The organism is Marinobacter shunpengi, assembly GCF_045449715.1.
Lineage (GTDB): Bacteria > Pseudomonadota > Gammaproteobacteria > Pseudomonadales > Oleiphilaceae > Marinobacter.
Genome location: NZ_JBJJLA010000028.1, coordinates 1 through 24,282 on the forward strand (window position 1 = coordinate 1; position 24,282 = coordinate 24,282).

17 protein-coding genes are annotated in these 24,282 nt (G+C 63.1%); 10 read left to right on the plus strand and 7 right to left on the minus strand.

The genetic code is table 11. The annotated features are described in order from the left end of the window. Positions 1-120 precede the first annotated feature (120 nt). On the plus strand, positions 121-1,428 hold the full coding sequence (locus ACJO3T_RS19390; RefSeq protein WP_406979219.1) for a TRAP transporter large permease: 1,308 nt from the start codon (positions 121-123) through the stop codon (positions 1,426-1,428). Positions 1,429-1,576: 148 nt separating this feature from the next. Here ACJO3T_RS19390 and ACJO3T_RS19395 read toward each other — a convergent pair whose 3' ends face one another. From ACJO3T_RS19395 to ACJO3T_RS19415, 5 genes are all read right to left on the minus strand, one after another. Next, complete coding sequence (locus ACJO3T_RS19395; protein WP_406979543.1) at positions 1,577-2,347, minus strand: VOC family protein; 771 nt, start codon at positions 2,345-2,347, stop codon at positions 1,577-1,579. A 79-nt stretch (positions 2,348-2,426) separates the two neighbouring features. Then, positions 2,427-2,891, minus strand: a complete 465-nt coding sequence (locus ACJO3T_RS19400) for an acyl-CoA thioesterase (protein ID WP_406963606.1) — start codon at positions 2,889-2,891, stop codon at positions 2,427-2,429. A gap of 83 nt (positions 2,892-2,974) precedes the next feature. Beyond that, positions 2,975-6,256 (minus strand): acetyl-CoA carboxylase family protein, encoded by a 3,282-nt coding sequence (locus ACJO3T_RS19405; RefSeq protein ID WP_406979545.1) that lies wholly within the window; start codon positions 6,254-6,256, stop codon positions 2,975-2,977. A 78-nt stretch (positions 6,257-6,334) separates the two neighbouring features. Next, positions 6,335-8,053 carry an AMP-binding protein gene (locus ACJO3T_RS19410; RefSeq protein ID WP_406979546.1) on the minus strand — a complete coding sequence of 573 codons (1,719 nt, stop codon included), beginning with the start codon at positions 8,051-8,053 and terminating at the stop codon, positions 6,335-6,337. Between the two features lie 47 nt (positions 8,054-8,100). Continuing rightward, on the minus strand, positions 8,101-11,397 hold the full coding sequence (locus tag ACJO3T_RS19415; protein WP_406979547.1) for a carboxyl transferase domain-containing protein: 3,297 nt from the start codon (positions 11,395-11,397) through the stop codon (positions 8,101-8,103). 224 nt (positions 11,398-11,621) lie between these two features. On the opposite strand from ACJO3T_RS19415, the gene ACJO3T_RS19420 reads away from it, so the two are divergent. From ACJO3T_RS19420 to ACJO3T_RS19455, 8 genes are all read left to right on the plus strand, one after another. Then, positions 11,622-12,272, plus strand: coding sequence for a TetR/AcrR family transcriptional regulator (locus ACJO3T_RS19420; RefSeq protein ID WP_406963610.1), 651 nt, complete (start codon positions 11,622-11,624; stop codon positions 12,270-12,272). Between the two features lie 68 nt (positions 12,273-12,340). Continuing rightward, on the plus strand, positions 12,341-13,414 hold the full coding sequence (locus ACJO3T_RS19425; RefSeq protein ID WP_406979549.1) for an ABC transporter ATP-binding protein: 1,074 nt from the start codon (positions 12,341-12,343) through the stop codon (positions 13,412-13,414). Continuing rightward, positions 13,411-14,415 carry an ABC transporter ATP-binding protein gene (locus ACJO3T_RS19430; RefSeq protein ID WP_406979551.1) on the plus strand — a complete coding sequence of 335 codons (1,005 nt, stop codon included), beginning with the start codon at positions 13,411-13,413 and terminating at the stop codon, positions 14,413-14,415. The genes ACJO3T_RS19425 and ACJO3T_RS19430 overlap by 4 nt, the downstream gene beginning before the upstream one ends. Positions 14,416-14,490: 75 nt before the next feature. Next, positions 14,491-16,074: an ABC transporter substrate-binding protein gene (locus ACJO3T_RS19435; RefSeq protein ID WP_406963613.1), complete on the plus strand. Its 1,584-nt coding sequence runs from the start codon at positions 14,491-14,493 to the stop codon at positions 16,072-16,074. A gap of 113 nt (positions 16,075-16,187) precedes the next feature. Further along, a complete protein-coding gene (locus ACJO3T_RS19440; protein WP_406963614.1) occupies positions 16,188-17,123 on the plus strand; it encodes an ABC transporter permease in 936 nt (311 codons plus the stop codon). Further along, positions 17,120-18,010, plus strand: a complete 891-nt coding sequence (locus ACJO3T_RS19445; protein WP_406963615.1) for an ABC transporter permease — start codon at positions 17,120-17,122, stop codon at positions 18,008-18,010. The genes ACJO3T_RS19440 and ACJO3T_RS19445 overlap by 4 nt, the downstream gene beginning before the upstream one ends. A gap of 35 nt (positions 18,011-18,045) precedes the next feature. Next, the gene (locus ACJO3T_RS19450; RefSeq protein WP_406979552.1) at positions 18,046-19,692 is read left to right on the plus strand and encodes an AMP-binding protein; all 1,647 of its coding nucleotides are present in this window, start codon (positions 18,046-18,048) and stop codon (positions 19,690-19,692) included. 7 nt (positions 19,693-19,699) lie between these two features. Continuing rightward, the gene (locus ACJO3T_RS19455) at positions 19,700-21,355 is read left to right on the plus strand and encodes an AMP-binding protein (RefSeq protein WP_406979553.1); all 1,656 of its coding nucleotides are present in this window, start codon (positions 19,700-19,702) and stop codon (positions 21,353-21,355) included. Between the two features lie 27 nt (positions 21,356-21,382). On the opposite strand, the gene ACJO3T_RS19460 is transcribed toward ACJO3T_RS19455, so the two are convergent. Together ACJO3T_RS19460 and ACJO3T_RS19465 are read right to left on the minus strand one after the other, a co-directional pair. Further along, on the minus strand, positions 21,383-22,459 hold the full coding sequence (locus ACJO3T_RS19460) for a phosphotransferase family protein (RefSeq protein ID WP_406979555.1): 1,077 nt from the start codon (positions 22,457-22,459) through the stop codon (positions 21,383-21,385). A gap of 39 nt (positions 22,460-22,498) precedes the next feature. Further along, entirely contained in the window at positions 22,499-23,194 is a 696-nt protein-coding gene (locus ACJO3T_RS19465; protein WP_406963619.1) for a GntR family transcriptional regulator, read from the minus strand. 251 nt (positions 23,195-23,445) lie between these two features. Here ACJO3T_RS19465 and ACJO3T_RS19470 point away from each other — a divergent pair, with 251 nt between their 5' ends. Next, entirely contained in the window at positions 23,446-24,240 is a 795-nt protein-coding gene (locus ACJO3T_RS19470) for an enoyl-CoA hydratase (protein ID WP_406963620.1), read from the plus strand. Positions 24,241-24,282: the final 42 nt, after the last annotated feature.

Genomic DNA, 24,282 nt, shown 5'->3' on the forward strand with positions numbered 1-24,282 from the left:
CTGATGGTGCTGGTGGTGCTGTACAAGCTGATCATGAGTTTCCTCCCCCAGGAGAGTGGCCTGGATACCGAGCGTGCCAAAGCCGACGAACTCGACCCGGACTGACGAGAGACAATAATAATGAGTGACGTACAGATTGGCCTGACCGGTCTTGGCCTGATCATCTTCCTGATTGCCCTGCGTATCCCCATCGGCGTCACGCTGGTGGGGGTGTCCTTCGGTGGCCTGTGGTACCTGATGGGCTTCAACGTGGCCTGGGGTTCCCTGGGCATCATTCCCTACCAGTTTGCCACCAACTGGGTGCTCAGTTCGGTGCCCATGTTCCTGCTGCTGGGCTTTATCTGCTACCACACCCAGCTCACCCAGGGCATGTTCCGGGCGGCGCGGATGTGGCTGTCCGGCATTCCCGGGGGCCTGGCCATTGCCGCCATCTTCGGCTCCGCCGGGTTTGCGGCGGTGTCCGGTTCGTCGGTGGCCTGTTCTGCGGCCATGGGGCGGATTGCCGTGCCGGAAATGGTGAAGTACCGCTACAACCCGGAACTGGCCACCGGCACCGTGGCGGTGGCGGGCACCATCGGGGCGCTGATTCCGCCGTCCATCATCATGATCCTGTACGGCATCATCGCCCAGGAGTCCATCACCGGGCTGTTCCTGGGGGGGATCTCCGCCGGTATCCTCACCGCCATCGGTTACATCACCGTGGTGCTGGTGCGGGTCAAGCTGAACCCGGAGCTGGCCCCGGACACCAATGAACAGATTCCCTTCGCCGACAAGGTGTGGGCGCTGAAGGACACCTGGCCGGTGATCCTGATCATGATCGGTATCTTCGGCGGCCTGTTTGGCGGCATCTTCACGCCCACCGAGGCGGGCGCGGTGGGGGCCTTCCTGTCGCTGGTGGTGGCGGGCATCAAGGGCAGCCTGACCTGGGGGCGGTTCCGGGATGCGATCCTGGAAACCCTGCTGACCACCAGCGCGCTGATCATCATCGCCGTGGGGGCCAGCCTGCTGACCCGCTTCCTGGCCCTGTCCGGTGCCGGTGATTTCCTGTCCGAGTGGATCATCGGCCTGGAGGCCTCCACCGTGGTGATCCTGCTGGCGATCGTGCTGATCTACATCCTGCTGGGCATGTTCCTGGAGCCCATTGGCGCCATGCTGCTGACGCTGCCCATCGTGTTGCCGATCATCGATAACCTGGGCCTGAGCCTGCTGTGGTTTGGCGTGGTACTGACCAAGTTGCTGGAGGTGGGCATGATCACCCCGCCCATTGGCATGAACGTGTTCGTGATCAAGAGTGTGGTGGGCAAGCTGGTGAGCACCGCGCAGGTCTTCCGGGGGATCTTCTGGTTCCTGGTGATGGACCTGTTCGTGCTGTTCCTGCTGATGGCCTTCCCGGACATCATCCTGTTCCTGCCGGGGCTGGGTAAGTAGGAGACCAAGGCAATGCTTCCGCGCAGGCCTAGCGTCCCGTTCTTCGGGAGCCACTGGGAGCCTTGAGAGCAAGGCTCCCAGTGGCTCAGTAGCTCAGCGAACTAACCAAACGGGGCACCAGGGTTTGAACTGGCGCGCCGGGGCATGGCTACTCGCAGGTGAACCGGACCCCACCCAGCCGGAATCCGTTGTGCCACGACGGTAGCCCCCGGTCGGACGCCCTGCCAACGATATCGGCTGGATCTGACACCGCCAGGTCGATCCCCGTCAGGCCGTGGTCCCTGGAAGCTTCCCCGTAGGAAAAGCGCAGCAGCGCATTGGCAAGGGGAATGGCGGGCAGGCCATTATGGGACTGGACCGGCTGCCCCAGGACCCGAGACCAATGGTCCGCCAGGCGCTGCGGGTCAGTGCCGGATAGCTCCAGCCCGATGATTCCGCTTATGGCAGTGCCGCGGGCGCTGTCGACCCAGTCCAGTCCCCCGGCGGGTTGCCAGTTGCCCTGCACGTCCGCCTTTTGGTCCCAGTCCACTTCCAGGAACGCGGCGCCCATGTCCCTGGGGTGCAACTGCATGATATTCCAGGTGCCACGGTCGGACTCGTAGGCTACCCGGACGTTGTTTTCTGCCGCCCGGGCTCGAAGCTGTGCCTGCTCCTCCAGCATCGGCACCTGGCAGATCACCATATAGCCGCCATCACCCCCCTTGCGCTCCAGGAAACGCCCGGCCGCCGTGCCGCTGCGAACCGGCGCCACCACTTCCAGGAACTGGCTGCCGAATGCCATCAGGGCATTCTCCAGCCCGAAGGCTGCCACCTCCGGATCGCGGTGGCAAACGGGTGTCTGGAAAACGGCTTCGATATCCTGCAGGCAGGGCTCCAGCTTGTCGGCGACCAGACAGACCTGGCGAAGGTGGATAGGCATGGCAACTCCCTGTGTGTTGTTGTCTGGCGTATGGTGGTTGGTTGTTCATGCTTGTTGGTTGTTCGTTAATCAGGCGATTCTATGCATCAATCGCCTGTCGGGCAGTATAGAGGCCAGCATGGTCGATAAACTCACCCGGGCTGCCGTGTTGCAGCGCCTCTCGCATGGCATCGGGAATCGGCATTTTTTCCACGGTTTCCGGGTGAGCGGCGACGCCGATCATCTCACCCCGGGCGAGGAACTGGCCGGTGCGGGCATTCAGGATGTCCATTGTCAGGGTGAAGGAGGTATTGCCGATGTGGCTGGCGTGTACGGAGATCTCCAACGGGTCGCGGTAGCGTGCGGGCGCCTTCCATTCTATGGTCAGCTTGACCACCTGGTAGTCGAAGCCACCACCGGGCAGTTGCTCCTGGTCACAGATGTGATGCAGGAATTCGGTGGCGGCCAGATCGATATAATCGCCGTAGCGGGCATTGAAGACCACCTTCTGGGCATCGCATTCGCCGTAGCGGACCTGCATGTAGTATCGGAATGGCTGGTTCATAGGGACTCCGGTTCGGTTGCTGATTGGTATTTCTGGTCATCCTTCAGGCGCTCCCGGCATGGGGGCATGCCGGGAGCGTTGTATCACGGGCGCGTGCCGAAAGCCGGTCTGCCCAGTAACTGTGGCAGCCGACGGTAGGCATCCTCCACCCAGTCGCACAGCAGCTGTCGACTTTGCCTTGGGTCGATCAGGTTCTGGACACCGAACTTCTCGGCGGTGCGGAACGGCGACGCGATCTTCTCCATCTCCTGGCTGAGGCGCTCCATTTCCTGCTCGCGGTTTTCCGCCTGGTTGAGCTGGGCGCTGAATGCGGCCTCGATACCGCCACGGGAGGGCAGCGAACCCCAACTGCCGGATGGCCAGGACCAGCTTGGCGCCGCCCGGTGCCGGTTGACGATGCCGGCACCACCCACCCCATAGATCCGGCGCAGGATCAGTTCCGCCTGGGGTGCCCGGGCCTGGTAGATGGCGGACAGGGCTCGCACGCCGTGGCGGATGGTGCCTCGCCGTTCCGCGGCGGAGCCGATGGACACGCCACCCTGGTCGGTCAGACTGACAATGGGCAGATGGAAGGTCTCGCACAGATCCACCAGCCGGGTAGCCGCCTGTGCGCCCTCCACGGACATGGTGACTCCCTTCAGCGGGTTCGTGGCCAGCACCCCGACGGGGTAGCCATTAAGTCGGGCCAGGGCGGTGACGGTGGAGCCGCCATATTCCGCATAGGTGAACACAGAACCCTGGTCAAAGATGGATTCCAGGATGGCGCCGATATCATAGGGCTTGCGGGAATTGCGGGGGATGGCTTTCAGCAGGAATTCGTCGCGCCGGTCCACCGGGTCATCGCAATCCTGTATCGGCGGAAGCTCGTCAACATTCGTTGGCAGATAGGACAGGAAGGTCCGAATTACATCGAAGGCTTCCTGCTCTGAGTCCACCATTCGCTCGACCACGCCGCTGTCGGTATGGATATCGGTGCCGCCGAGCCCCTCGAGGCTCAGGTCTTCCCCGGTACTGCCCTTGACCACGGGTGGCCCGGCGGTGAACGCCTGACCAATGCCCCGGACCATGATGGCCAGGTGTGACATGGCGAGCCTGGCGGCGCCCAGTCCGACGGTCGGGCCCACGGCTGCCGAAACCACCGGGGCCAGCGACAGGTTGTCCACTACCGCATCCCAGCCGGGATTGTGGGGTACGTAATGAAAGCCGTTTTCCAGGGCCATTTTCACGCTGCCACCGCCGGAGGCGCCATCCAGCAAACGCACCACAGGCAGCCGCATCTCGCGGGCGTAATTCTCCAGGAAGATCTGCTTGCCATGGATGGCGGCATCGCCTGAGCTGGCCCTCAGGGTAAAGTCGTCCACGCCCAGGGTCACCTTTCGGCCATCGACCCTGGCGGTGCCGCCGATAAAGTTGGCGGGTTTGACGTGGGTCAGCTCACCGTCCTCCCCGTACTCGGCAAACCCGGTCAGGGCGCCCACTTCGATGAAGCTGCCCGAGTCCGCCATCGCTTCCACACGTGCGCGGGCGGTCAGTTTGCCTTTCGCCGTCTGTTTGCCGACCTTGTCGGGACCGCCCATCTCCTGGGCCATCCGAAGGCGGCGCTGGATCTCCTCAACTTCGTCGCCCCAGCCCTGTTCCTCCTCGCTGAACAGGCCACTCGTGGGGCTATCCGCCGTGGATGCCACGGTGTCGGTGGATTCGACGACGGCCAGGATTGCCTGCTCCCGGATGACGTCGCCGGTAGCCACCGATATCGAGCGCACAATACCGCTGTGGGGAGCGCGGACCGACTGTTCCATCTTCATGGCTTCGATCACCATCAGCGGCTCGCCCTGGCGTACCGGGTCGCCGGGAGTGACGTCGACGGAGACGATCATGCCTTCCATCGGGGCGTGAACGGCATCGGCCGGGTCGTAGTCCGCCGGCAAAGGTTCCGCCGGTTCCTGGCGGGCCTGGTCATCCTGGTGACCGGCGTCCGACGTTCCCGGCGGTAGCAGCGTACTCTGTCCCGCCATGGCCTCCCGCAAGGCTGCCATGTGGTCGCCAATAAACGATGTGCTGTAGTCGTTGCCCAGGAATGCCGGGTGTTCCAGGATGGCCCTCAGCAGCGGGGTGTTGGTGGGAACACCGGCAATATGGAACTCACGGAGGGCCGAGGACAGGGCGCCAGCGGCGGCCGGGAAGTCATGGCCACGGGCGATCACCTTGGCAATCAGCGAGTCGTAGCGATGGCTGCTTTGGTAGCCGGCATAGCCGTACGTGTCCACCCGGATGCCCGGTCCGGAGGGGGGCGCGAAGGCCCGTAGCAGACCAGCCCTGGGCACCGTGCTACCGTCGTCGGAAAGCTCTTCCAGGTTGACCCGGGCCTGTAGCGCAAACCCCTTGGGCGCCGGCGGCGCCTGCAGGCCAAGGTCCGCCAGTGAGTGGCCTGCAGCAAGCTGGATCTGGGTCTGCACCAGGTCGACCCCGGTGATCTCCTCGGTCACGGTGTGTTCCACCTGTAGGCGGGGGTTGGCTTCCATGAACCAGAAGCCGTCGCCGGACACCAGGAATTCAAAGGTGCCGATGTTGTCGTAGTTCACGTGGGAGGCCAGCCGCAGGGCCGCGTCCAGGATTTGGTCCCGCAGGCTGTTGTCCAGTACCGGGCTGGGGGCGATCTCCAGCAGTTTCTGGTGGCGCCGCTGGACGGTGCAGTCCCGCTCCCACAGGTGAATGGCCTGGCCGGAGCCGTCGCCCACCACCTGCACTTCGATGTGCCGGGCATCCAGCAGCAATTTCTCGACGTACAGGTCGCCGTTGCCGAACGCCTGCTGGGCCTCCGACCGGCAACGCTCGAACGCCTCATCAAGCTCGGCGGCATCCCGAACCGCCCTCATGCCCCGGCCACCACCGCCGGCCATGGCCTTGAGCATGACGGCGCCGTGTTCCCGGGCAAAGGCCCTGGCGTCCTCCAGACTGGTGGGCTCCGAGGTGCCGGGCATCACTGGCACCCCGGCGTCCCGGGCCAGTTGCAGCGCCCGGACCTTGCTGCCGAACAGGTCCAGGAGTGCCGGCGCCGGCCCGATGAAGCGAATGCCTTCGGCGGCACACAGGCGTGCAAAGTCGGCGTTCTCGCTAAGGAAGCCGTACCCCGGATGAACCGCCGTACAGCCGGTGCTGATGGCCACGTCCACCAGCGCCTGTGAATCCAGGTAGGCGGCCGCGCCATTCCCGGGCAGTTCGCAGGCCTGGTCGGCGTAGCCCGCATGGAGGGAGGAGGCGTCATCGCCAGCGTATACCGAGACGGTCTCCCTTCCCATCTGCCGTGCCGCCCGAATGATCCGGATGGCAATTTCGCCGCGATTGGCGACCAGGATCCTCTCCATTGTTTTCACCTCTGTTGTTCTGTTTGTGTGGCCGCCATGGGCGGCCGGCGATCTATCAGTTCTGCCTGACCCCGCAGGTCATGGACGAAAGGCGGACTCTTCCGTCAGCATACGGCGCAGCTTGTATTTCTCGATCTTGTTGGTGGGGGTGACCGGCAGCGTATCCACGATACGGATATGGTGCGGGCGCATGTACTTCGGCATCTGGTCTGCAGCATAGGCAGCAATGTCGCTTTCCGTGCAACTCCCCGCTTTCCTGAGTTCCACGAATACGGCGATGTCATCCTCGTTGCCTTCCCTGGCCGGTACCGGGACAGCGGCCACCGCGCGAACCTCCGGATGATCCGCCAGCAGTGATTCCACCTCGTAGGAGGAGACGTTTTCGCCTCGAACCCGGAAATAGCCGCCCATGCGGTCCACGAAGCGGAAGTTGCCGTCGGCTCCCTCCACAACGGCATCGCCGGTGTGGAACCAGAGGTTGCGCCAGGCCTTGAGGGTGGCTTCCGGCTTGTTCAGGTACTGCTGGAGGAGCAACCCCGGGAACCGTGGCCGGAAGGCCAGTTGCCCTACCGTGCCCGGAGGCAACCGGTTGTCGTCCTCATCCAGGATGGCCACATCCACCAGCGGCGATGGTCGGCCCATGAAACCAGGGGGCAGGGGGCTGTCACCGCTGACAACCAGGCGACCGGAGGCCTCCGCCGACGCCCGGAGTTCATCCCTGGGCATCCCCTTGTACTGTTCGGGTGGGGTGCCCGTGTCGTCACCAAACTGGTCGATAATGGCCATGAAGCCGGCACCGGATTCGGTCTGGCCGAATCCACAGGTCACAAAGTCGAAGCCGAAGCGCCGGGCCACCTCATGATGGTTCGCCGGCAGCGGTTGCATGTGAACCTTGTTGAGGGTGTTGTTGCGATCCTCCGGTGACGGCGGTGCGGACATCAGCCAGGGAATCATTACATCCAGCAGGATGGCGGCGCTGGCACCACACTCGCGAATGCGGGTCCAGAACGCCGAGGGGCTGAAGCGGTTCCACAGGCCCACGGTGTTGCCTTTCCAGACCGCTTTCACCAGCAGGGCGAAGGCGCCGCCCACGTGGTACATGGGCAGGTCGCAATAGACCACATCTTCGGATGTCCACTGGCTGCGGCCGGCAAAGGCATACTGGTTGATCCAGCGAAATGGCAGCAGCACACCCTTGGCCGGGCCGGTGGTGCCGGAGGTGTAGATGATGGTGGCGGGGTCAAACGGGCCCAGTTCGGGATCGTCCAGGGTCACGTCTGAGGCATCGATGGCATCGAGGGAGTGTGTCCGGGAGTGGGGCAATTGGAACCCGGTCTCGTCTGGTGTGTCCCCGGTGCCGGCAGGACCAAGCACCACATGGGCCGGGTGTATGTCGCCACCGATAGATTCCAGGGGTTCCTTGAAGGTGGGATCGGTGACCAGCAGGTCAGCGCCGGTATCATTGATCTGATAGCTGAGCAGCTTGCCCCGCAGGTTGAAGTTGATGGGGGCGTAGATGGCCCCCAGTTGCCAGCAGGCGAACATGGCAATGGCGGCCAGCAGGGAATTGCTGGTCAGCACGCTGACCGGCTGCCCCCGCCCGGCACCCAGGGATTTGAGTACCTTTGCCATCTCCCGGCTGCGGTCATGCATTGCCCGGAAGGTCAGGCTCTCGCCGGTTTCGCCGTAGTGGATGTACACCTTGTCGCCGTTTTCCCGGGCGTGCCGTTCCAACTGGTAGAGGGCAACGTCACCCTCGTTCACCATCTGCTCGAAGATGTCCTGTGGTTGCTTCATGGCGGTGGTCCTATTGTTCTTGTTGGCTTTTGGGGACGATCGGCGTGTTACCAGGTGTCCACCATGGGGCGGCGCCGACCCTGGCGGGGCCCCGCCTTTTTCACTGATTTCAGCCCCCGGAGAATCCAGCTGCGGGTTTCGGCGGGATCGATAACCGCATCGATCTCCAGTGACACCGCCATACTCAGGGCCTTGCCCTTCTCGTACTGTTCCGCCACCAGTTTCTCGAACAGCGCCTTCTGGGCGGCCTCGTCACCGGCGTTGGCAATCTCGTTGCGATAGCCCAGGCGAACGGCCCCTTCCAGGCCCATGCCGCCGAACTCGCCGGTGGGCCAGGCTACATTGAAGAAGGGGGCGTGGAAGGACCCGGCGGTCATGCCCATGGCGCCCAGGCCGTAACCCTTGCGAAGCACAATCGACATGACCGGAATCTGCAGGCTGGCGGCGGTGACGAACATGCGGGTGGTGTGGCGTACCAGTCCGGTTTTCTCGGCCTCGGGGCCCACCATAAACCCGGGGGTGTCGCACAGGCTGACCAGGGGCACGTCGAAGGCGTCGCACAGTTGCATGAAACGGGAGGCCTTGTCAGCACCGTTGGCATCAATGGCGCCGCCCAGGTGGCGGGGATCGTTGGCGATCAGGCCGATGGGGCGGCCCTCGATGCGGGCGAAGGCGGTGACCATGCCGGGGGCGAACGCCGGGCGCAGCTCCAGGTAACTGTCGGTATCCACCAGGGTCCGGATCAGGGCCCGGATATCGTAGGAGCGCAGGCGGTTCTCGGGGATGGCGGAACGCAGCAGGCGCTGGTCGGCGTTGGTCCACTCCGGCTGCGTGCCCTGGAAATAGGACATCAGCTTGCGGGCCACCCCGGCGGCTTCCTGCTCGTCCTCCACCAGGCAGTCGACCACGCCGTTGGCCACCTGGACCGACATGGGGCCAACCTCTTCCGGCGCGTACACACCCAGCCCGCCACCTTCGATCATGGCCGGGCCGGCCATGCCCAGGCTGGCGTTGCGGGTGGCGATCAGCAGGTCGCTGGAGCCGGCAAAGACCGCGTTACCGGCAAAGCAGCGGCCGGACACGATGCCGATACGGGGCGCCAGGGCGGTCAGGCGGGCGTATTGCAGGAAGCTGGGCTGATCGAGACCGGCAACCTTGGTGGCGTTGTCGGTATCGCCGGGGCGACCGCCGCCCCCTTCGGTAAAGAAGATCACCGGCAGTTGCTGTTCCTCGGCCACCTGCAGCACCCGGTCGGTCTTCTTGTGGTTCATGGTGCCCTGGGTGCCGGCCAGTACCGTGTAGTCGTAGGCCAATATGGCGCAGCGGGCCTGGTCTTCATCAAAGGTGTCGCCGTTGACGGCGCCAACACCGGCCACCAGACCATCCGCCGGTGTCGACCGGATCAGGTCGTCCACCTCCCGGCGGCGACGCTGGGCGGCAAAGGTGAGGGCGCCATATTCCATGAAGCTGCCCGGGTCGCAGATATTGTCGATGTTCTCCCGGGCGGTGAGCATGCCCAGTTTGTGGCGCTTGGCGATAGCATCCGGGCGGGCCTCGTCCAGGGTCAGGCGATGGCGTTCGATGGATTCCGCCAGGTCCGGGCGGATATGGTCCAGGTCCACCTGTTGCTCCGTGGTCTCGTCCTCCAGGCCGCTGTCGCCGGGTTCGATAAAGGCAATGGCCTGACCTTCGCTGACATAGTCGCCTTCCGCCAGGGGCAGGGCGCGGATCAGGCCGGCGGTGGGGGCCTTGATCTCGTGCTCCATTTTCATGGCTTCGAGGATCGCCAGGGTCTGGCCTTTGGCGATAGCCTCCCCCTCAGACACCAGGGTTGTCACCAACTGGCCCTGCATGGGGGCGGAGGCGGGTTCAGTGCCTTCCGGTGCTGCGGTCGCCGCCGTCGTTGTGCTGCTGTTGGCGGCCTGGCCGGTGCGGAACAGCCGTGGGTGTTCCCTCTCGCTTTCGGCTACCAGGCCCGCCATCTGGTCGTCCACATAACGGGTATAGACCCGGTTGCTGGCCACATCTTCCCGGGAAAGCAGGGCCTGCAGGAAGGAGGTGTTGGTTTTCAATCCCTCAACCCGGAACTGGCACAGGGCCCGGTAGGCTTTGCGAACGGCCTGGGCATAGTCGTTGGAGCGGTTATGCACGATCACTTTGGCCAGCAGCGAATCAAAATGGGGGCTGGTGGTGTAGCCGCTGTAGCCGAACGTATCCACGCGGACCCCGGGGCCGGTGGGTGGTTCGAAGGCCGCGAGGGTGCCGCCGCTGGGTCGGGTGCTGCCGGTGGCGTCCATGGTTTCCATGTTGACCCGGCACTGGATGGCGTAGCCGCTGGCGGCGGGAATCTGATCCTGGCCAAGGTTCAGGTCCTCCAGGCTTGCGCCGCCGAGCACCGAGATCTGTGACTGCACCAGGTCAACCCCGGTGATTTCCTCGGTGATGGTGTGCTCCACCTGGAGGCGGGGGTTGGCTTCGATAAAGAAGTAGTCGGTGCCGTTGGCGTCCACCAGGAATTCGAAGGTGCCCAGGCCGGCGTAGTTGACCTCCCTGGCCATGCGCAGGGCCGATTCCAGCAAGCGGCCCCGGGTGTTGTCAGCGAGGGTAGGGCTGGGGGCGATCTCGATCAGTTTCTGGTTGCGACGCTGCAGGCTGCACTCCCGTTCCCACAGGTGTACCGCGCCGCCCTGACCGTCCCCGAGGACCTGCACCTCGATATGGCGGGCCTGCCGTACCAGCCGTTCCGCGTACAGGCGGTCGTCGCCGAAGGCCGCCTTGGCTTCCCGGGCACAGGCCTGGTAGGCGTCGCCCACATCCTCGCCGGGCTGGACAATGCGCATGCCCCGGCCGCCACCGCCGGAAATGGCCTTGATCACCACGGCGGCATCGTCGCCCAGACTGGCGGCGAATGTCTCGGTCTGTTCCAGGGATGTATGGCCCCGGGTGCCGGGCACCACCGGCACATCACAGCGTTCCGCCAGCTCCCGAGCCGCGGCCTTGTCGCCCAGCAGGGCCAGGGTATCCGGATCAGGGCCGATGAAGGTGATGCCCTGGTCGGCACAACGGCGCGCCAGTTCGGTGTTCTCACTGAGGAAGCCATAGCCGGGGTGCAGGGCATCGGCTCCGGCTTCCTTCGCGGCGGCGATAATTCCGTCGATATCCAGGTAGGCATTGGCACCCTTGCCCGGCAGCTGTACGGCCTGGTCGGCGTGACTGACATGGAGGGAAGCGCTGTCGTCTTCGGAATACACGGCAACACACGCCAGACCCATCTCCCCCGCTGCACGGGCGATACGGACGGCAATTTCCCCACGGTTGGCAATCAGTAACTTGTTGAAATTCACGGGCGCCTCTTTTTGGCTTTGTTATCAATCCGGTAGCGCTGGTGCTCCGGGTGGCCTATGGCGGCGCCGATGTCCGGCTACGGACGGCTTGACGCCACGGCCGTGAGCTACCATGCTTGCACTTACTTACAGGTCAGTCAGTTTTATCCAAAAAAAACTGACTTGCAAGTAAGTCAGTAATTGGCAATGATAAGCACGAAACGATCACTGCCTCAGGAGAGTCCATGGCCCTGGCTTCAGCCTCATCAAGCCCCGCCCGCCGGAAGTCCGGCGACACCCGAGCCCGAGTGCTCGAGGTGGCCCGGTACCTTTTCATCACCAAGGGGGTGGATGCGGTCAGCTATGGCGATATTGCCAAGGAAGTGGGTTCGACAAGGGCCAACCTCCACTACCACTTCGGTAACAAGTCCGAGCTGGTGAAGGAGGTGTTCCAGGACACCTTTGAGGAAGTTCGGGCCACACTCGATGCGATCTGGCTCAAGCCGGGTCTGTCCCTCGAGGACCGCATCGATCTGCTGTTCGAGGACGCGCGGGTTCGTTTCGAGGAATTTAACGAACCGGGAGGAGAACGTACGCCCTGGAGTCTGTCGTCACGGGTCCGGTTCGACTTCAGCGCGGTGGATACCGAGGTGGTTGAGGGCATCGGCGAGATGTCCCGGTACTTCGAGGAATGCGTCACCCATGCAGTCCAACTGGCCATCGGGTCCGGCGAGTTCCGCAGTGACACGCCGGTCAGGGACGTGGTGCTGATTATCACGCCACTCTGGTACTTCGGGTCGCCCATTACCCAGTTCTCGGGCATCAAGCGCCTGCGGAACCACTACGAGGCCACCAAGAGACTGATCAGGGCGGCTTATGGTACTCAGTCCGGATAAGCCCGGATCCCAGAACTCTGCGAAACAAGAACAAACAGCCCGGACAACGCCGGGTACGTGGAGGAAACATGTTAGTTGCGAAAAGCGAGCAGGGGGGCGATGTGGCCACCCTGGCTGGCAATACCGCCAGCGTCCCGCCGGATACCTCAGCGGAAACCACACCGGTGCTGGATGTCCGTGGCCTGAGCATTTCATTCAGGGGACGTGACGGCATAACCCATGTCACCCGGGACGTGTCATTCACGGTCGCCCCGGGCGAGCGTGTGGGTGTGGTGGGTGAAAGCGGTTGCGGCAAGTCCGTTACCGGGCTTTCGCTCATGGGGCTGTTGCCTGAACGAACCGCTGTGATCGAAGGTGGAATCCACTTCGATGGCCGGGACCTGAGGAAGATGCGACCCAGGGAGATCCGGGCCATCCGGGGGCGGGACATCAGCATGATCTTCCAGGAGCCCATGACGGCGCTGGATCCGGTGTTCACGGTCGGTCAGCAGTTGATGGAAACACTCCGCACCCACTACCCCATGCCGGCTGCCGAGGCCCGTGAGCGGGCCATCGAGGCCCTGAAGGAGGTGGGTATCCCCTCTCCGGAACGGCGTATGGAGGAATATCCCCACCAGTTCTCAGGCGGCATGCGACAGCGTGTGATGATCGCCATGGCGCTGATCTGCAAGCCCAAACTGATCATTGCCGATGAGCCCACCACCGCCCTGGATGTCACCGTCCAGGCTCAGATTATCGACCTGCTCAAGGACCTGAGTGAGCGCACCGGGGCGGCCCTGTTGTTTATTACCCACGACCTCGGGGTGATCGCGGAGACCTGCAGTCGCATGATCACCATGTACGCCGGCGAGGTAGTTGAGAGTGCGCCGGTCGACGACGTGCTCCGCCGTCCGGGGCACCCCTATACCTCCGGATTACTGCAGTCATTGCCACGACTGGGACATCGCGGCGGGCGCCTGCCTTTTATCCCCGGCCGTGTTCCGTCGCCCGGCGCCATGCCGGAAGGGTGCCGGTTCCAGCAACGCTGCCCCCACGCCAGCGGGGGGTGTGACCATTATCAGTCCATGGTCAGCATTGCGCCGGGGCGTCATGCCAGGTGCCGCAGGGCACTCGAACTGAAGCTTGAGGGAGCCGTGGAATGAGTACCGCAAACCAGCCCAGGGTCACGGAAAACGAGAATATCGTCACCGTCGACAACCTGAAGATCCATTTCCCGCTCAAGGGCGGCGAGACGGTCAAGGCCGTTGACGGTGTCAGCTTCCAGATCCGTGCCGGAGAGACCCTGGGTATTATCGGTGAGTCCGGTTCCGGCAAGTCAACGGTGGGGCGAGCCCTGGTGGGCCTGCTGAAGCCAACCGAGGGCACGCTGCGCTATGGCGAGACTGATATATCAGAGCTGTCGGCGGCCGAGTACAAGCGCCTGCGGAAGAACTACCAGATCATCTTCCAGGACCCCCATGCGGCCCTGAATCCCAGGATGACCATCCTCCAGAGCCTGGTGGAGCCCATGGAAATCCAGAAGGAGGGCACCCGGGAATCCCGCCGCAAGACCGCCCTGGCCGCGCTGGAACGGGCAGGGCTGGCGCCGGAGATTGCACTGCGCTACCCCCATGAACTCTCTGGTGGCCAGAAGCAGCGGATCAATATCGCCCGGGCACTGACGGTGCATCCCCGGTTTATCGTCTGTGACGAGGTGGTGGCGGCCCTGGATGTGTCCGTGCGGGGTTCCATCCTCAACCTGTTTGCGGACCTCCAGGACGAACTCGGCCTGACCTATGCCTTCATTACCCATGACATCTCGGTGGTGGCCCATGTCAGCCAGCGGGTGGGTGTCATGTACCTTGGCAACATGATGGAGCTGGGCCCCACCGGAGCCGTGATCGACCAGCCCCTGCACCCCTATACCCAGGCGTTGCTGTCCGCCGAGCCGCGGCCCGTGCCCAGTGACATGAGGGAGGACCGCAGGATCCGCCTGGAGGGTGAGATCCCCAGCCCGGTGGCGCCGCCATCCGGGTGCCGTTTCCGTACCCGTTGTCCTTTTGCTACTGAGAAGTGCGCAGCGGAACCCCCCGAGTGGCGGGAAATCGTGCCTGATCACTGGGTCGCCTGCCATTACGCAACCCCTGAGGGGCAGGTGGCCTGATTCCCGGGATACCCGGAACGGGCTGCCTGCATACACAAAAAACAATCACAAACACCAAAACAAGGGAGCGCCCCCATGAAAAACAACGAGAACCCCATCGTTTCAGAAGCCGACGGCTTTACCTTCCGTCGCCGTGAGTTCCTGGGCATGCTGACCGGCGTGGCGGCGGTGGCCGCGATGGCCGGGCCGTCTGCGCTGATGGCCAAGGTCAAGGACAATGGTGGCGTGCTGCGCGTTGGCGCGGCGGCCAACCCGTCGAGCATGGACCCGGCCACGGGTGGCTCCGGTTCGGATCACATCTTCCTGTTCCCGGTGTTCGCCACCCTGGTGGAGTGGGAGTACGACACCCTGGAGCCCCGCCCCGGCCTCGCCGAAAGCTGGGAATTTCCGAATCCACAGACGCTTGTTCTCAACCTCCGGGAGGGTGTCAAATTCCATGACGGCACCCGCCTGGACGCAGAAGCGGTGAAGTTCAACCTGGACCGCAACCGCACGGATTCAAGATCCAACATCCGCTCGGACCTGGCATCGGTAGAGAGCGTTGAAGTGACCGGTGACTACCAGGTTACGGTTCATCTCAAGAATCCGGACACCTCCCTGCCGCTGGTGCTGTCCGACCGTGCCGGCATGATGGTGTCGCCAACCGCGCTGGAGAAGCTGGGCGAAGATCATGACCGGAATCCGGTGGGTGCCGGTCCGATGAAGTTTGTCGAGTGGAACGACGGCGACCGCGTCGTACTGGAGCGCAACCCGGAGTTCTGGGACCAGGAACGGCCCCTTGTAGATGGCATTACGTTCCGCATCATCACCGACAGTGCCACCCGCCTGCGCTCCGTCAGGTCCGGCCAGAATGACCTGGCCTATCATCTCGATGGCCGCCAGAAGGCCATGATCGAGCGTGGCGGTGGTGTTGAAGGCACCTTTGGCCCCACCGTCTACTGCTACCAGATCTACCTGAACCACGCCAGCGGCCCCCTGAGCAACGTCAAGGTTCGCCAGGCCCTGAACCACGCCATCAACCGTGAGGCGCTGGTGCGCGCTTCCATGCGTGGGGCCGGCGAGCCTGCCTACATGAACCTGCCGTCCTCCCACTGGGCCTATGACGCCGAGGTGGCCGAGCTCTATCCCCATGACCCGGAGAAGGCCCGAAAACTGCTCGAAGAGGCGGGCTACCCGGATGGCATCGAACTGGATATGCGAGGCTACAACGACCAGGGGTCGGTCCAGCGTCAGGAAATCATCATGGGCATGCTGGCCGAAGCCGGCATACGTGGACGCTTCACCACAGGCACCATTTCGGACATGTCCGCCGCCTACTTCGCCCGCGGGGAAGGCGATTTCCTGGTATCGGCCTGGACGGGGCGCCCTGATCCGTCACTGACCTATGCCCTGTTGTACGCAGGCGATTCCTACTTCAACGCGGGCAAGGTTACCCCTCCCGACGGCCTGATGGACGCCATCCGGGCATCGCGTAGCACCGACGATCTGGAAGAACGGAAGCAGGCTTTCTCGACGATCCAGCGCATCGTGATGGAGAACGCCCTGGTGGTGCCCCTGGCATTCCGGGAGGACATCATGGCATCGGCGCCCAAGGTGCGGAACCTGCAGACGAACCTGCTGGGCAAGCCCAAGTTCGAACACGTCTACCTGCAAGGCTGAAGCCGTTGACCGGAAGGGTGGGAGTCTCGTGACCGGGTGTCGCGGGCCCTGCCTGGCCGGTGTCTGTCACCATCCACAACGGACCGATTATCATGTCTCGGAGTAAACAGCTCATGTTGCTGAATCGCCTGGTGCAGGCGATTCCTATCATGATTCTTGCCACCTTCCTGGTGTTTTCCCTGCTGCAACTGGTGCCCGGGGATATTGCCATCACCATTGCCGGGGAGAACGCCAGCGAGGAGCGGATCGAGGAAATCCGGGAGCTGTATGGCCTGAATCAGCCCTTCCTTGTGCAGTATGGCAACTGGCTAATGAACGCGGTGCAGGGGGATTTCGGTGAATCCCTGCTCAGTGGCGAGCCGGTGCTGGATACCATTGCCCGGGTGTTCCCGAACACCCTGTTTATCGTTGTCTACGGGGTGCTTCTGTCGGTCGTCGTCGGGGTGCCCCTGGGCATCCTCGCCTCAAGCCGGCCGAACTCCCGGCTGGATGGCTCCATCATGGGCGTCACCTCCCTCGGCGTGGCCGTTCCCAACTTCTGGCTGGGTATGGTGCTGGTGTCCGTGTTTGCCCTCGGCTGGAACTGGTTCCCGGCCACCGGCTTTACCGCGCCCAGTGAGAGCCTGTCGTCGGCGATCTGGTTCGCCACCCTGCCGGCCATCGCCCTGTGCACCAACGGTGTTGCCGAGGTGACCCGACAGCTCAGGAGTTCCCTGGTGGAGATTCACGGCTCCCAGTATGTCCGCACCCTGCATGCCAAGGGGCTGTCACCCGCCGTCATCCTGTGGAAGCACGGCCTCAAGAACGTCAGCGTCAACCTGCTGACGGTCATCAGCCTGCTGTTCAACAAGGCGCTGGCGGCCACCGTGGTGGTTGAAACCGTGTTCGCCATTCCCGGTATGGGGAACACCATCGTCAAGGCCGTGCTGGAATCGGACTTCCCGGTGGTCCAGGGGGCCGTGCTGGCCATGGTGGTGACCGTGATACTGGTAAACCTGCTGACTGACCTGCTCTACACCGTACTGGATCCGAGGATTAAACAGGTATGACTAGCCATGCACATGCCTCCGCACCTGAAATGGTGGTCGAGGAAGATTCGCTGTTCCGCAAGTTTGGCCAGTGGTGCCGACGCGACAAACGCGGAGCGACCAGCCTTGTGGTACTGCTGCTGATCATCGCGATTGCCATTTTTGCGCCCTGGATCGCCCCCTATTCGCCGACCGAGCAGGACTACAGCAAGATCCTGCTGGAACCCAGTATGGCCCACTGGCTGGGCACTGATGACCTGGGCCGGGACGTGCTGAGCCGGTTGATCCACGGTGCCTCGAAGTCGGTCTACGCCGCCTTCCTGGCGGTAGGTGTGGCCCTGCTGATCGGGGTGCCCGTGGGCCTGCTGGCCGGTTTCCTGGGTGGCTGGGTTGATGCGGGCATCAGCCGTATCATCGATACCCTGCTGTCGTTCCCCGCCATCGTGCTGGCGGTTGCCGTCACCGGAGCCATGGGCATCGGTCTGACCAACGCCATGATCTCTGTCGGTATCGTGTTCTCTCCCCATCTGGCTCGGCTGATACGCGCCCGGACGCTGGTGGTGCGGGAGGAGCTCTATGTGGATGCCGCCCGCTGCTTCGGCGCCCCGGTCTCCCGGATACTGATCCGGCACGTGACCCCGAACGCCATCCAACCGGTGATCGTGCAATGCACCCTGCTGTTGGCGGTGGCCCTGCTCGCCGAAGCCAGCCTCAGCTTCCTGGGGCTGGGCGTGCAGCCCCCGGACCCCAGTTGGGGCCAGATGCTCGCCCGGGCCTATATGAACATGGAGATTGTACCGGAGCAGATGTACGCCCCGGGCCTGGCGATCATGGTCACCGCCCTGACGTTCAACACCCTGGGCGAGTCACTGCGCGTGGCCCTGGACCCCACCATGAAGGGCCTCTGACCCCGGGGAAAACGCATAAGAACAAGGAGCAATGAATGACGCTTTCCAACGCACATTTTCCAGAAGCGGCGGAACAGGTGACCTATCGCCATGGTCCGGTGCCGATGCATGACTACCTGCTGCTCAACGCCGAGGAGGCCCCGGACCAGGCCGCCTACATTTTCTACGGCCGGGAAATCAGCTGGCGGGAACTGGCGGAGTCGACCCGGCGACTGGCGGGTTTCCTCAGGGAGCAGGGTATTGGCAAGGGTGATCATGTCGGGCTCTACCTGCAGAACTGCCCGCAATATGTGATTGCCCACTACGCTATCCAGATGCTGGGCGCCGTGATCACCCCGCTGAACCCGCAATACAAGGCGGCGGAGGTGGAGTACCAGCTGGATAACGCCGAAGCGAAGGCGGTCATCTGCGGTAGCGATCTCTATCCCATGGTGGAAGCCGTGCGGGACCGGCTTGGTAAGTTGGGCCTGGTGATGACCACCCGCTATGCCGATTACCTGCCTCAGACGCCGACACTGCCAGTGCCGGAGGACATGGCCGGCGGCCCCGTCACCCCCAAGGGGACCGTGGACCTGGTGACGGCCATCGACCAGGCCCGGCCGATCGACCAACCGGAGCCGGTGGACTTTGACAACGACATCGCCCTGATGACCTTTACCTCCGGCACCACCGGCCGCCCCAAGGGCGCCATGCTGCCGGTGGGGGCGGCGACCTTCAAGACCGCGGCACTGTTCCAGGCCAATGAGCTGGAACTCGGCAGTACCTCCCTGGCCATTGCCCCGTTCTGCCACATTGCCGGTATGTGCCTGGGTGTATACGCGGGCGTCTACGGTCGCTGGACCACGGTGATCCTGCCCCGGTTCGATCCGGAAACTACCGTGAAAGCCATCGAAACCTACCAGGTGGACATGTGGTACAGCATCGCGCCCATGAACCGGGCCATCCTCGGCCTGCCGGATATCCAGTCCCGTAACCTGCGATCCCTGCGCTTCAATCCCGCCACCAGCTTCGGCATCCCGGTGACCGAAAGCCTGGCGGACGAGTGGCAGCAACTCACGGGTTGCCAGATGCATGAGGCCTCCTATGGCCTGAGTGAAACCCACACCATGGACACCTACATGCCCCGGGAGGCCATTCACTGGGGAAGCTGCGGGAAGCCCATGCCGGGCAACGACATCCGCATCATCAACCTGGAAACCGGTGAACAGCAGCCCACCGGCCAGACCGGCGAGATCGTCGTCGGCAACGCCCATGTCTTCAAGGGGTACTGGCAGCGGCCGGAAGCCACCGACCAGACCCTGCGTAACGGCTGGGTATATACCGGCGATGTGGGCTATTTCGATGAGGACGGCTACCTGTTCTTCACCGGCCGCATCAAGGAGATGATCAAGTGCTCTGGCTACAGCGTGTTCCCGGAAGATGTGGAGGCACTGATGCTGAACCACCCCGCTGTTGCCCAGTCTGCCGCCGTCGGGGTGCCGGACGAAAACCGGGGCGAGAGCGTCAAGCTCTTCGTGGTCCTCAAACCGGACTATGACGGCAGGGTAAGTGAACAGGACATTATCGACTGGGCGAAGGACAACATGGCGGCCTATAAGTACCCCCGTTACGTTGAGTTCCGGGATTCGCTGCCCGCCACCGGCGCCGGCAAGGTGCTTCGCCGCTTGCTGAAAGATGAATGAGGAACCCATGAACCACGCATCAACACACACTGGTTACTGGCCTCCCGGACTGCCCCGGAAGGTGGATTATCGTGCCGGCGAGAAGCCCATCCACGAGTACCTGTTTGATAACGAGCGCCGGATTCCGGATCGGCCGGCCTATATTTTCTATGGGCGGGATGTGACCTGGCGGGAACTGGGGCAATCCGTCCGCAGGCTGGCGGCCTTCCTGAAGGAGCAGGGCGTGGGCAAGGGCGACCGGGTAGGGCTCTACCTGCAGAACTGCCCCCAGTATCCCATGGCCCACTACGCGGTTCAGATGCTCGGGGCCATCGTGTCGCCGCTGAACCCGCAGTACAAGGATGCGGAAGTGGAGTACCAGCTCAGCAACGCCGAAACCCGTGCGGTGATTGTGGGTGAGGACCTGCTGGCGACGGTACAGCGGGTGCAGCCCAACGTACCCGGGCTGGAGATTGTGGTCTCGGCGGCCTACGCCGATTACCTGCCGGACGAGCCGACTCTGGACGTACCGGACTTCCTGCGGGAGCGGTATCCCGTTGAGGGCGAAGTGGTGGACCTGTCATCGATCCTGGAACGCTACCAGCCGCTGGCGGAGGCCGAGCCGGTTGACCTGTGGAACGATATCTCCCTGATGACGTTCACCTCCGGCACCACCGGTCGTCCCAAGGGCGCCATGCTCTCCTTCGGAAGCTCGCTCTACAAGACGGCGGCCTCCATGATGGCCAATCAGATTGAGCCCGACGGCAGCTCGCTGGCCATCGCCCCCTTCTGCCATATTGCCGGAATGAACTCGGGCGTCTACATGCCGGTGTACGCGCAACGGACCACGGTTATCCTGCCCCGGTTTGATCCCGAGTCGGTGGTACGGGCGTTTGAGAGGTACCGCTGTGACATGTGGTACAGCATTGCCCCCATGCTGAGGGCGATCCTGGATATGCCGGGCATCGAGCAGCGGGATCTGCGCTGCATCCGCAACAACCCCGCCACCAGCTTCGGCATACCGGTCACGGAACAACTGGCGGAGGAATGGAAAGCCCTGACCGGCTGCCAGATCCACGAGGCCGCCTTCGGCCTCAGTGAGACCCACACCTCGGACACCTTCATGCCCAAGGAAAGGATCAAGTGGGGCAGTTGCGGCATTCCCATGCCGGAGAACGAGATCCGCATCCTGAATATCGAAACCGGTGAGCCCTTGCCTGACGGCGAGAGTGGTCAGATCGCCATTCGCAACCAGGGTGTGTTCAAGGGCTACTGGAAGCGCCCGGACGCCACCGCGGAAACCCTGCGGGACGGCTGGGTGCACACCGGTGACGTGGGCTATTTCGATGAGGACGGCTACCTGTTCTTTACCGGTCGCATCAAGGAGATGATCAAGTGCTCCGGCTACAGCGTGTTCCCGGAGGATGTGGAAGCGCTGATGCTGCGTCATCCGGCCGTTAGCCAGTGCGCGGCCATCGGCGTGCCCGATGAAAAACGGGGTGAAACCGTGAAACTTGTGGTGGTGCCCCATCCGGATCATGCTGATGGCATCACGGAACAGGAACTGATCGACTGGGCCAGGGACAACATGGCCGCCTACAAGTACCCACGGATGATTGAGTTCCGGGATTCCCTGCCCGCCACCGGGGCGGGCAAGGTGTTGCGGCGGTTACTGAAGGACTGAGATGGCAGCGGGCCCCGCCGGAACCTGTTAAAGGCCGCGTGCGATGCGGGCGCCCGTCTCTGCCAGCCGACGGGCCCGGGCACCAACGGTTGTAGGGTCCGCACTTCCGGTGCTGACATTGCCCCGGACCGCCCGGGCGGCCACACCCTGGCCGATGGCGGCCCCCCGGAAGAACGCGAAGGCAAGGAATACCGTCCAGTCAGGAATCCCCGGGCGTCCGGTCTTTTCGCAGTAACGGGCAAGCATTTCCTCTTCCGTTGGCAGCCCCGACCGGGGCCGGTCAGCAGTGCCTCCCAAATCGCCGGGCAGGTGATAATGCAGGCACAGGTAGGCAAGGTCGGCGATGGGATGGCCAATGGTTGACAGTTCCCAGTCGAGAACGGCGACGACTTCCGGCTTCTCGGGGTGAACGATGGTGTTTCCGATCCGGTAGTCCCCGTGCACGATCGCGCTCTCATCGGGAACCTGGCTGTGATCCATCAGCCAGTCCCGCAGCCAGTCCATTTCCGAGTAATCAAAGTCTGCCGGCAGATCGCTTTTGGCCGCTTCGTACTGGGAAGACCAGCGGGAAGTCTGGCGGGCCAGGTAACCCTCGGGGCGGCCGTAGGAGGCCAGACCGGCCTGGTGCCAGTCCACCCGGTGCAACGACGCCAGCGTGTCGATCAGTGAGCGCGACAGGGCGGCCCGCTCATCCAGTGAGGCCGAGCCCATATCGTCGGACGGGATGATCCGGCCTTCAACATGGCGCATCACAAAAAACTCCGCCCCGATGACGTCGGGGTCGTCGCAATAGGCCACCATCCCGGGCACTGGTACATCGGTATCGCCGAGGGTCTGCATGACCCGGTATTCGCGATCGACGGCATGGGCCTTGGGCAGCAGGTCTCCGGGAGGTTTTTTCCGCAGAACGTAGCGGGTTCCCGTGGCATTGGTGAGCAGGTAGGTCGGGTTCGACATCCCGCCCTGGAACTGCTGCACTGTCAGACCGGCCCCCACTTCAGGCGCTTCCCGCCGCAGCCAGTCGGCAAGTGCTCCGGCGTCGATCCGGTGTGCCGGAAGCGGATCAACAATGACGGGTGATGAATCGTTGTGCTGATGGTTCATTGACGCTCCTGAATCGGGGCACTGCATTATGCCCGGTCGTTACTGCACGGCGAGTTCCTCGGCGGATGGCTGTCCGCCCAGGCCTCTGATGATCGGATCGGAAAGGGCAATAATGTCCGCCTGGATGCCTTGTTTTGCGAGCTCCGGGTCATGGTTTTCCAGGCCCCGGATAACGTCAAGATGGGGATGGGGCGCCCCTGCGGTGATGGATGATTCACCGGCAATGGCGTTCATGAGCGGCCCGGACTGCAGCCACAGGTTGCGGACGATCCGCGAGAGCATGGGCATATCAGCCAGCTCGCACAGGAACAGGTGGAGGTTGGCGTTGGCCACCGTCGCCCTGGCCTGGTCGTCGGCTTCGCAGGCCTGACGGTACTGCTCGTGCAACGCCTTGAGCTGCTGGACGTCCGATGCGGACGCCAGCGTTGCCGCGCGGCTGGCGGCCTGCCCTTCCAGGGTCCAGCAGAGATCCCTTATTTCGGTGTAGCGTTCCGGTGACAGGCGGGGGACCTGGACAGAGCGACGGTCCACCTGGGAGAGAATCTGTTCCGATACCAGACGGCCAAGCGCTTCCCGGACAGGCGTCTGACTGATGCCCAGGTCATCCGCGATTTCCTTGAGCTTTATTTTGTCGCCCGGCCTGAACCGACCGCTCATAAGCGCATGGCGGAAATACCGGTATGCCTGCAGAGTCAGGCTTTCTGATCTGACGCCTTCCTCATTATTGATAAACATGGTTCCAGTCAGCTCCTAGCTCCAGGGATTATTCGCCAGTTTCCGGGTACTGCCTTTCTGGCCAATCGCTAACTATACGAGCGCCCCTGATATTTATAAAGCGGTTACCTTGACACAATATATTATATATTTTATAAAAAATGAAGAATAAATGCTGCCGCCGCGCACAGCGACCGTCGTGTCCCTTGTCATCGGAAACCCCGGGACTGACCCTGAATCTTCATATCAATCACAATAAAAGGTAGACCGTTATGGCCACGGATGAACTCGTCGAACATCTCGAGAATGGCATCCTCTGGATTACGCTGAATCGCCCCGAGAAACTCAATGCACTGACCACCACCATGATCAGCAGGTTACGCACATCGCTTGAAAGGGCTTCGGTCAACGAAGAGGTCCGGGTCGTGGTTCTGCTCGGGGCGGGCCGGGGCTTCTGTGCGGGCGGTGATGTCCAGTCGATGGCGGAGGAGGACGTTGAACCGGCATCTCTTGAAGTGAGAGCCCAGCAACTGAGGCTGGGTATGGAAAGCGCCAGGTTGCTGTACGAAATGCCCAAGCCCACCATCGCGATGACCCGGGGGGCGGTTGCCGGCGCCGGCCTGTCCCTGGCCCTGGCCTGCGACCTGATCATTGCCTCCGATACGCTCAAGATGACGTCAGCGTTCATCAATGTCGCCCTCTCCGGAGATTTCGGAAGTACCTATTTCCTGGTCCATCGCCTTGGCCACCGGGCCCGGGAATTCGCGCTGCTCTCTCCTGTCATCAAGGCGGACGAGGCGAAGGAGCTGGGTTTGGTCAACCGTGTGGTGCCGGATGACGAGCTCCAGGCGGAAACCAACAGGCTGGCCACCAGGCTTGCTGAAGGTCCTGGTATCACCCAGGGGCACATCAAGGCCAACCTCAACTTTGTCGAGCAGGGTGCGACGCTCGCGCAGCTGCTGGACCATGAAGCGATTCGCCACATACGTTGCGGCGAGACCGACGACCATCATGAGGCGGCCAGTGCCTTCGTAGAGAAGCGAACGCCGGTGTTTCGTAACCGGTAGGCCGGCTGCGTCCGATGTTCCCTCCCCGTTTTCCCGCTTTTG

Excerpts from the sequence above, each read along its gene's own strand:
- ACJO3T_RS19435 (WP_406963613.1), top strand. The coding sequence starts at position 14,491 with ATGAAAAACAACGAGAACCCCATCGTTTCAGAAGCCGACGGCTTTACC.
- ACJO3T_RS19395 (WP_406979543.1), bottom strand. The coding sequence starts at position 2,347 with ATGCCTATCCACCTTCGCCAGGTCTGTCTGGTCGCCGACAAGCTGGAG.
- ACJO3T_RS19460 (WP_406979555.1), bottom strand. The coding sequence starts at position 22,459 with ATGAACCATCAGCACAACGATTCATCACCCGTCATTGTTGATCCGCTT.
- ACJO3T_RS19465 (WP_406963619.1), bottom strand. The coding sequence starts at position 23,194 with ATGTTTATCAATAATGAGGAAGGCGTCAGATCAGAAAGCCTGACTCTG.
- ACJO3T_RS19425 (WP_406979549.1), top strand. The coding sequence starts at position 12,341 with ATGTTAGTTGCGAAAAGCGAGCAGGGGGGCGATGTGGCCACCCTGGCT.
- ACJO3T_RS19400 (WP_406963606.1), bottom strand. The coding sequence starts at position 2,891 with ATGAACCAGCCATTCCGATACTACATGCAGGTCCGCTACGGCGAATGC.
- ACJO3T_RS19455 (WP_406979553.1), top strand. The coding sequence starts at position 19,700 with ATGAACCACGCATCAACACACACTGGTTACTGGCCTCCCGGACTGCCC.
- ACJO3T_RS19445 (WP_406963615.1), top strand. The coding sequence starts at position 17,120 with ATGACTAGCCATGCACATGCCTCCGCACCTGAAATGGTGGTCGAGGAA.
- ACJO3T_RS19410 (WP_406979546.1), bottom strand. The coding sequence starts at position 8,053 with ATGAAGCAACCACAGGACATCTTCGAGCAGATGGTGAACGAGGGTGAC.
- ACJO3T_RS19450 (WP_406979552.1), top strand. The coding sequence starts at position 18,046 with ATGACGCTTTCCAACGCACATTTTCCAGAAGCGGCGGAACAGGTGACC.
- ACJO3T_RS19470 (WP_406963620.1), top strand. The coding sequence starts at position 23,446 with ATGGCCACGGATGAACTCGTCGAACATCTCGAGAATGGCATCCTCTGG.
- ACJO3T_RS19405 (WP_406979545.1), bottom strand. The coding sequence starts at position 6,256 with ATGGAGAGGATCCTGGTCGCCAATCGCGGCGAAATTGCCATCCGGATC.
- ACJO3T_RS19440 (WP_406963614.1), top strand. The coding sequence starts at position 16,188 with ATGTTGCTGAATCGCCTGGTGCAGGCGATTCCTATCATGATTCTTGCC.
- ACJO3T_RS19420 (WP_406963610.1), top strand. The coding sequence starts at position 11,622 with ATGGCCCTGGCTTCAGCCTCATCAAGCCCCGCCCGCCGGAAGTCCGGC.
- ACJO3T_RS19390 (WP_406979219.1), top strand. The coding sequence starts at position 121 with ATGAGTGACGTACAGATTGGCCTGACCGGTCTTGGCCTGATCATCTTC.
- ACJO3T_RS19430 (WP_406979551.1), top strand. The coding sequence starts at position 13,411 with ATGAGTACCGCAAACCAGCCCAGGGTCACGGAAAACGAGAATATCGTC.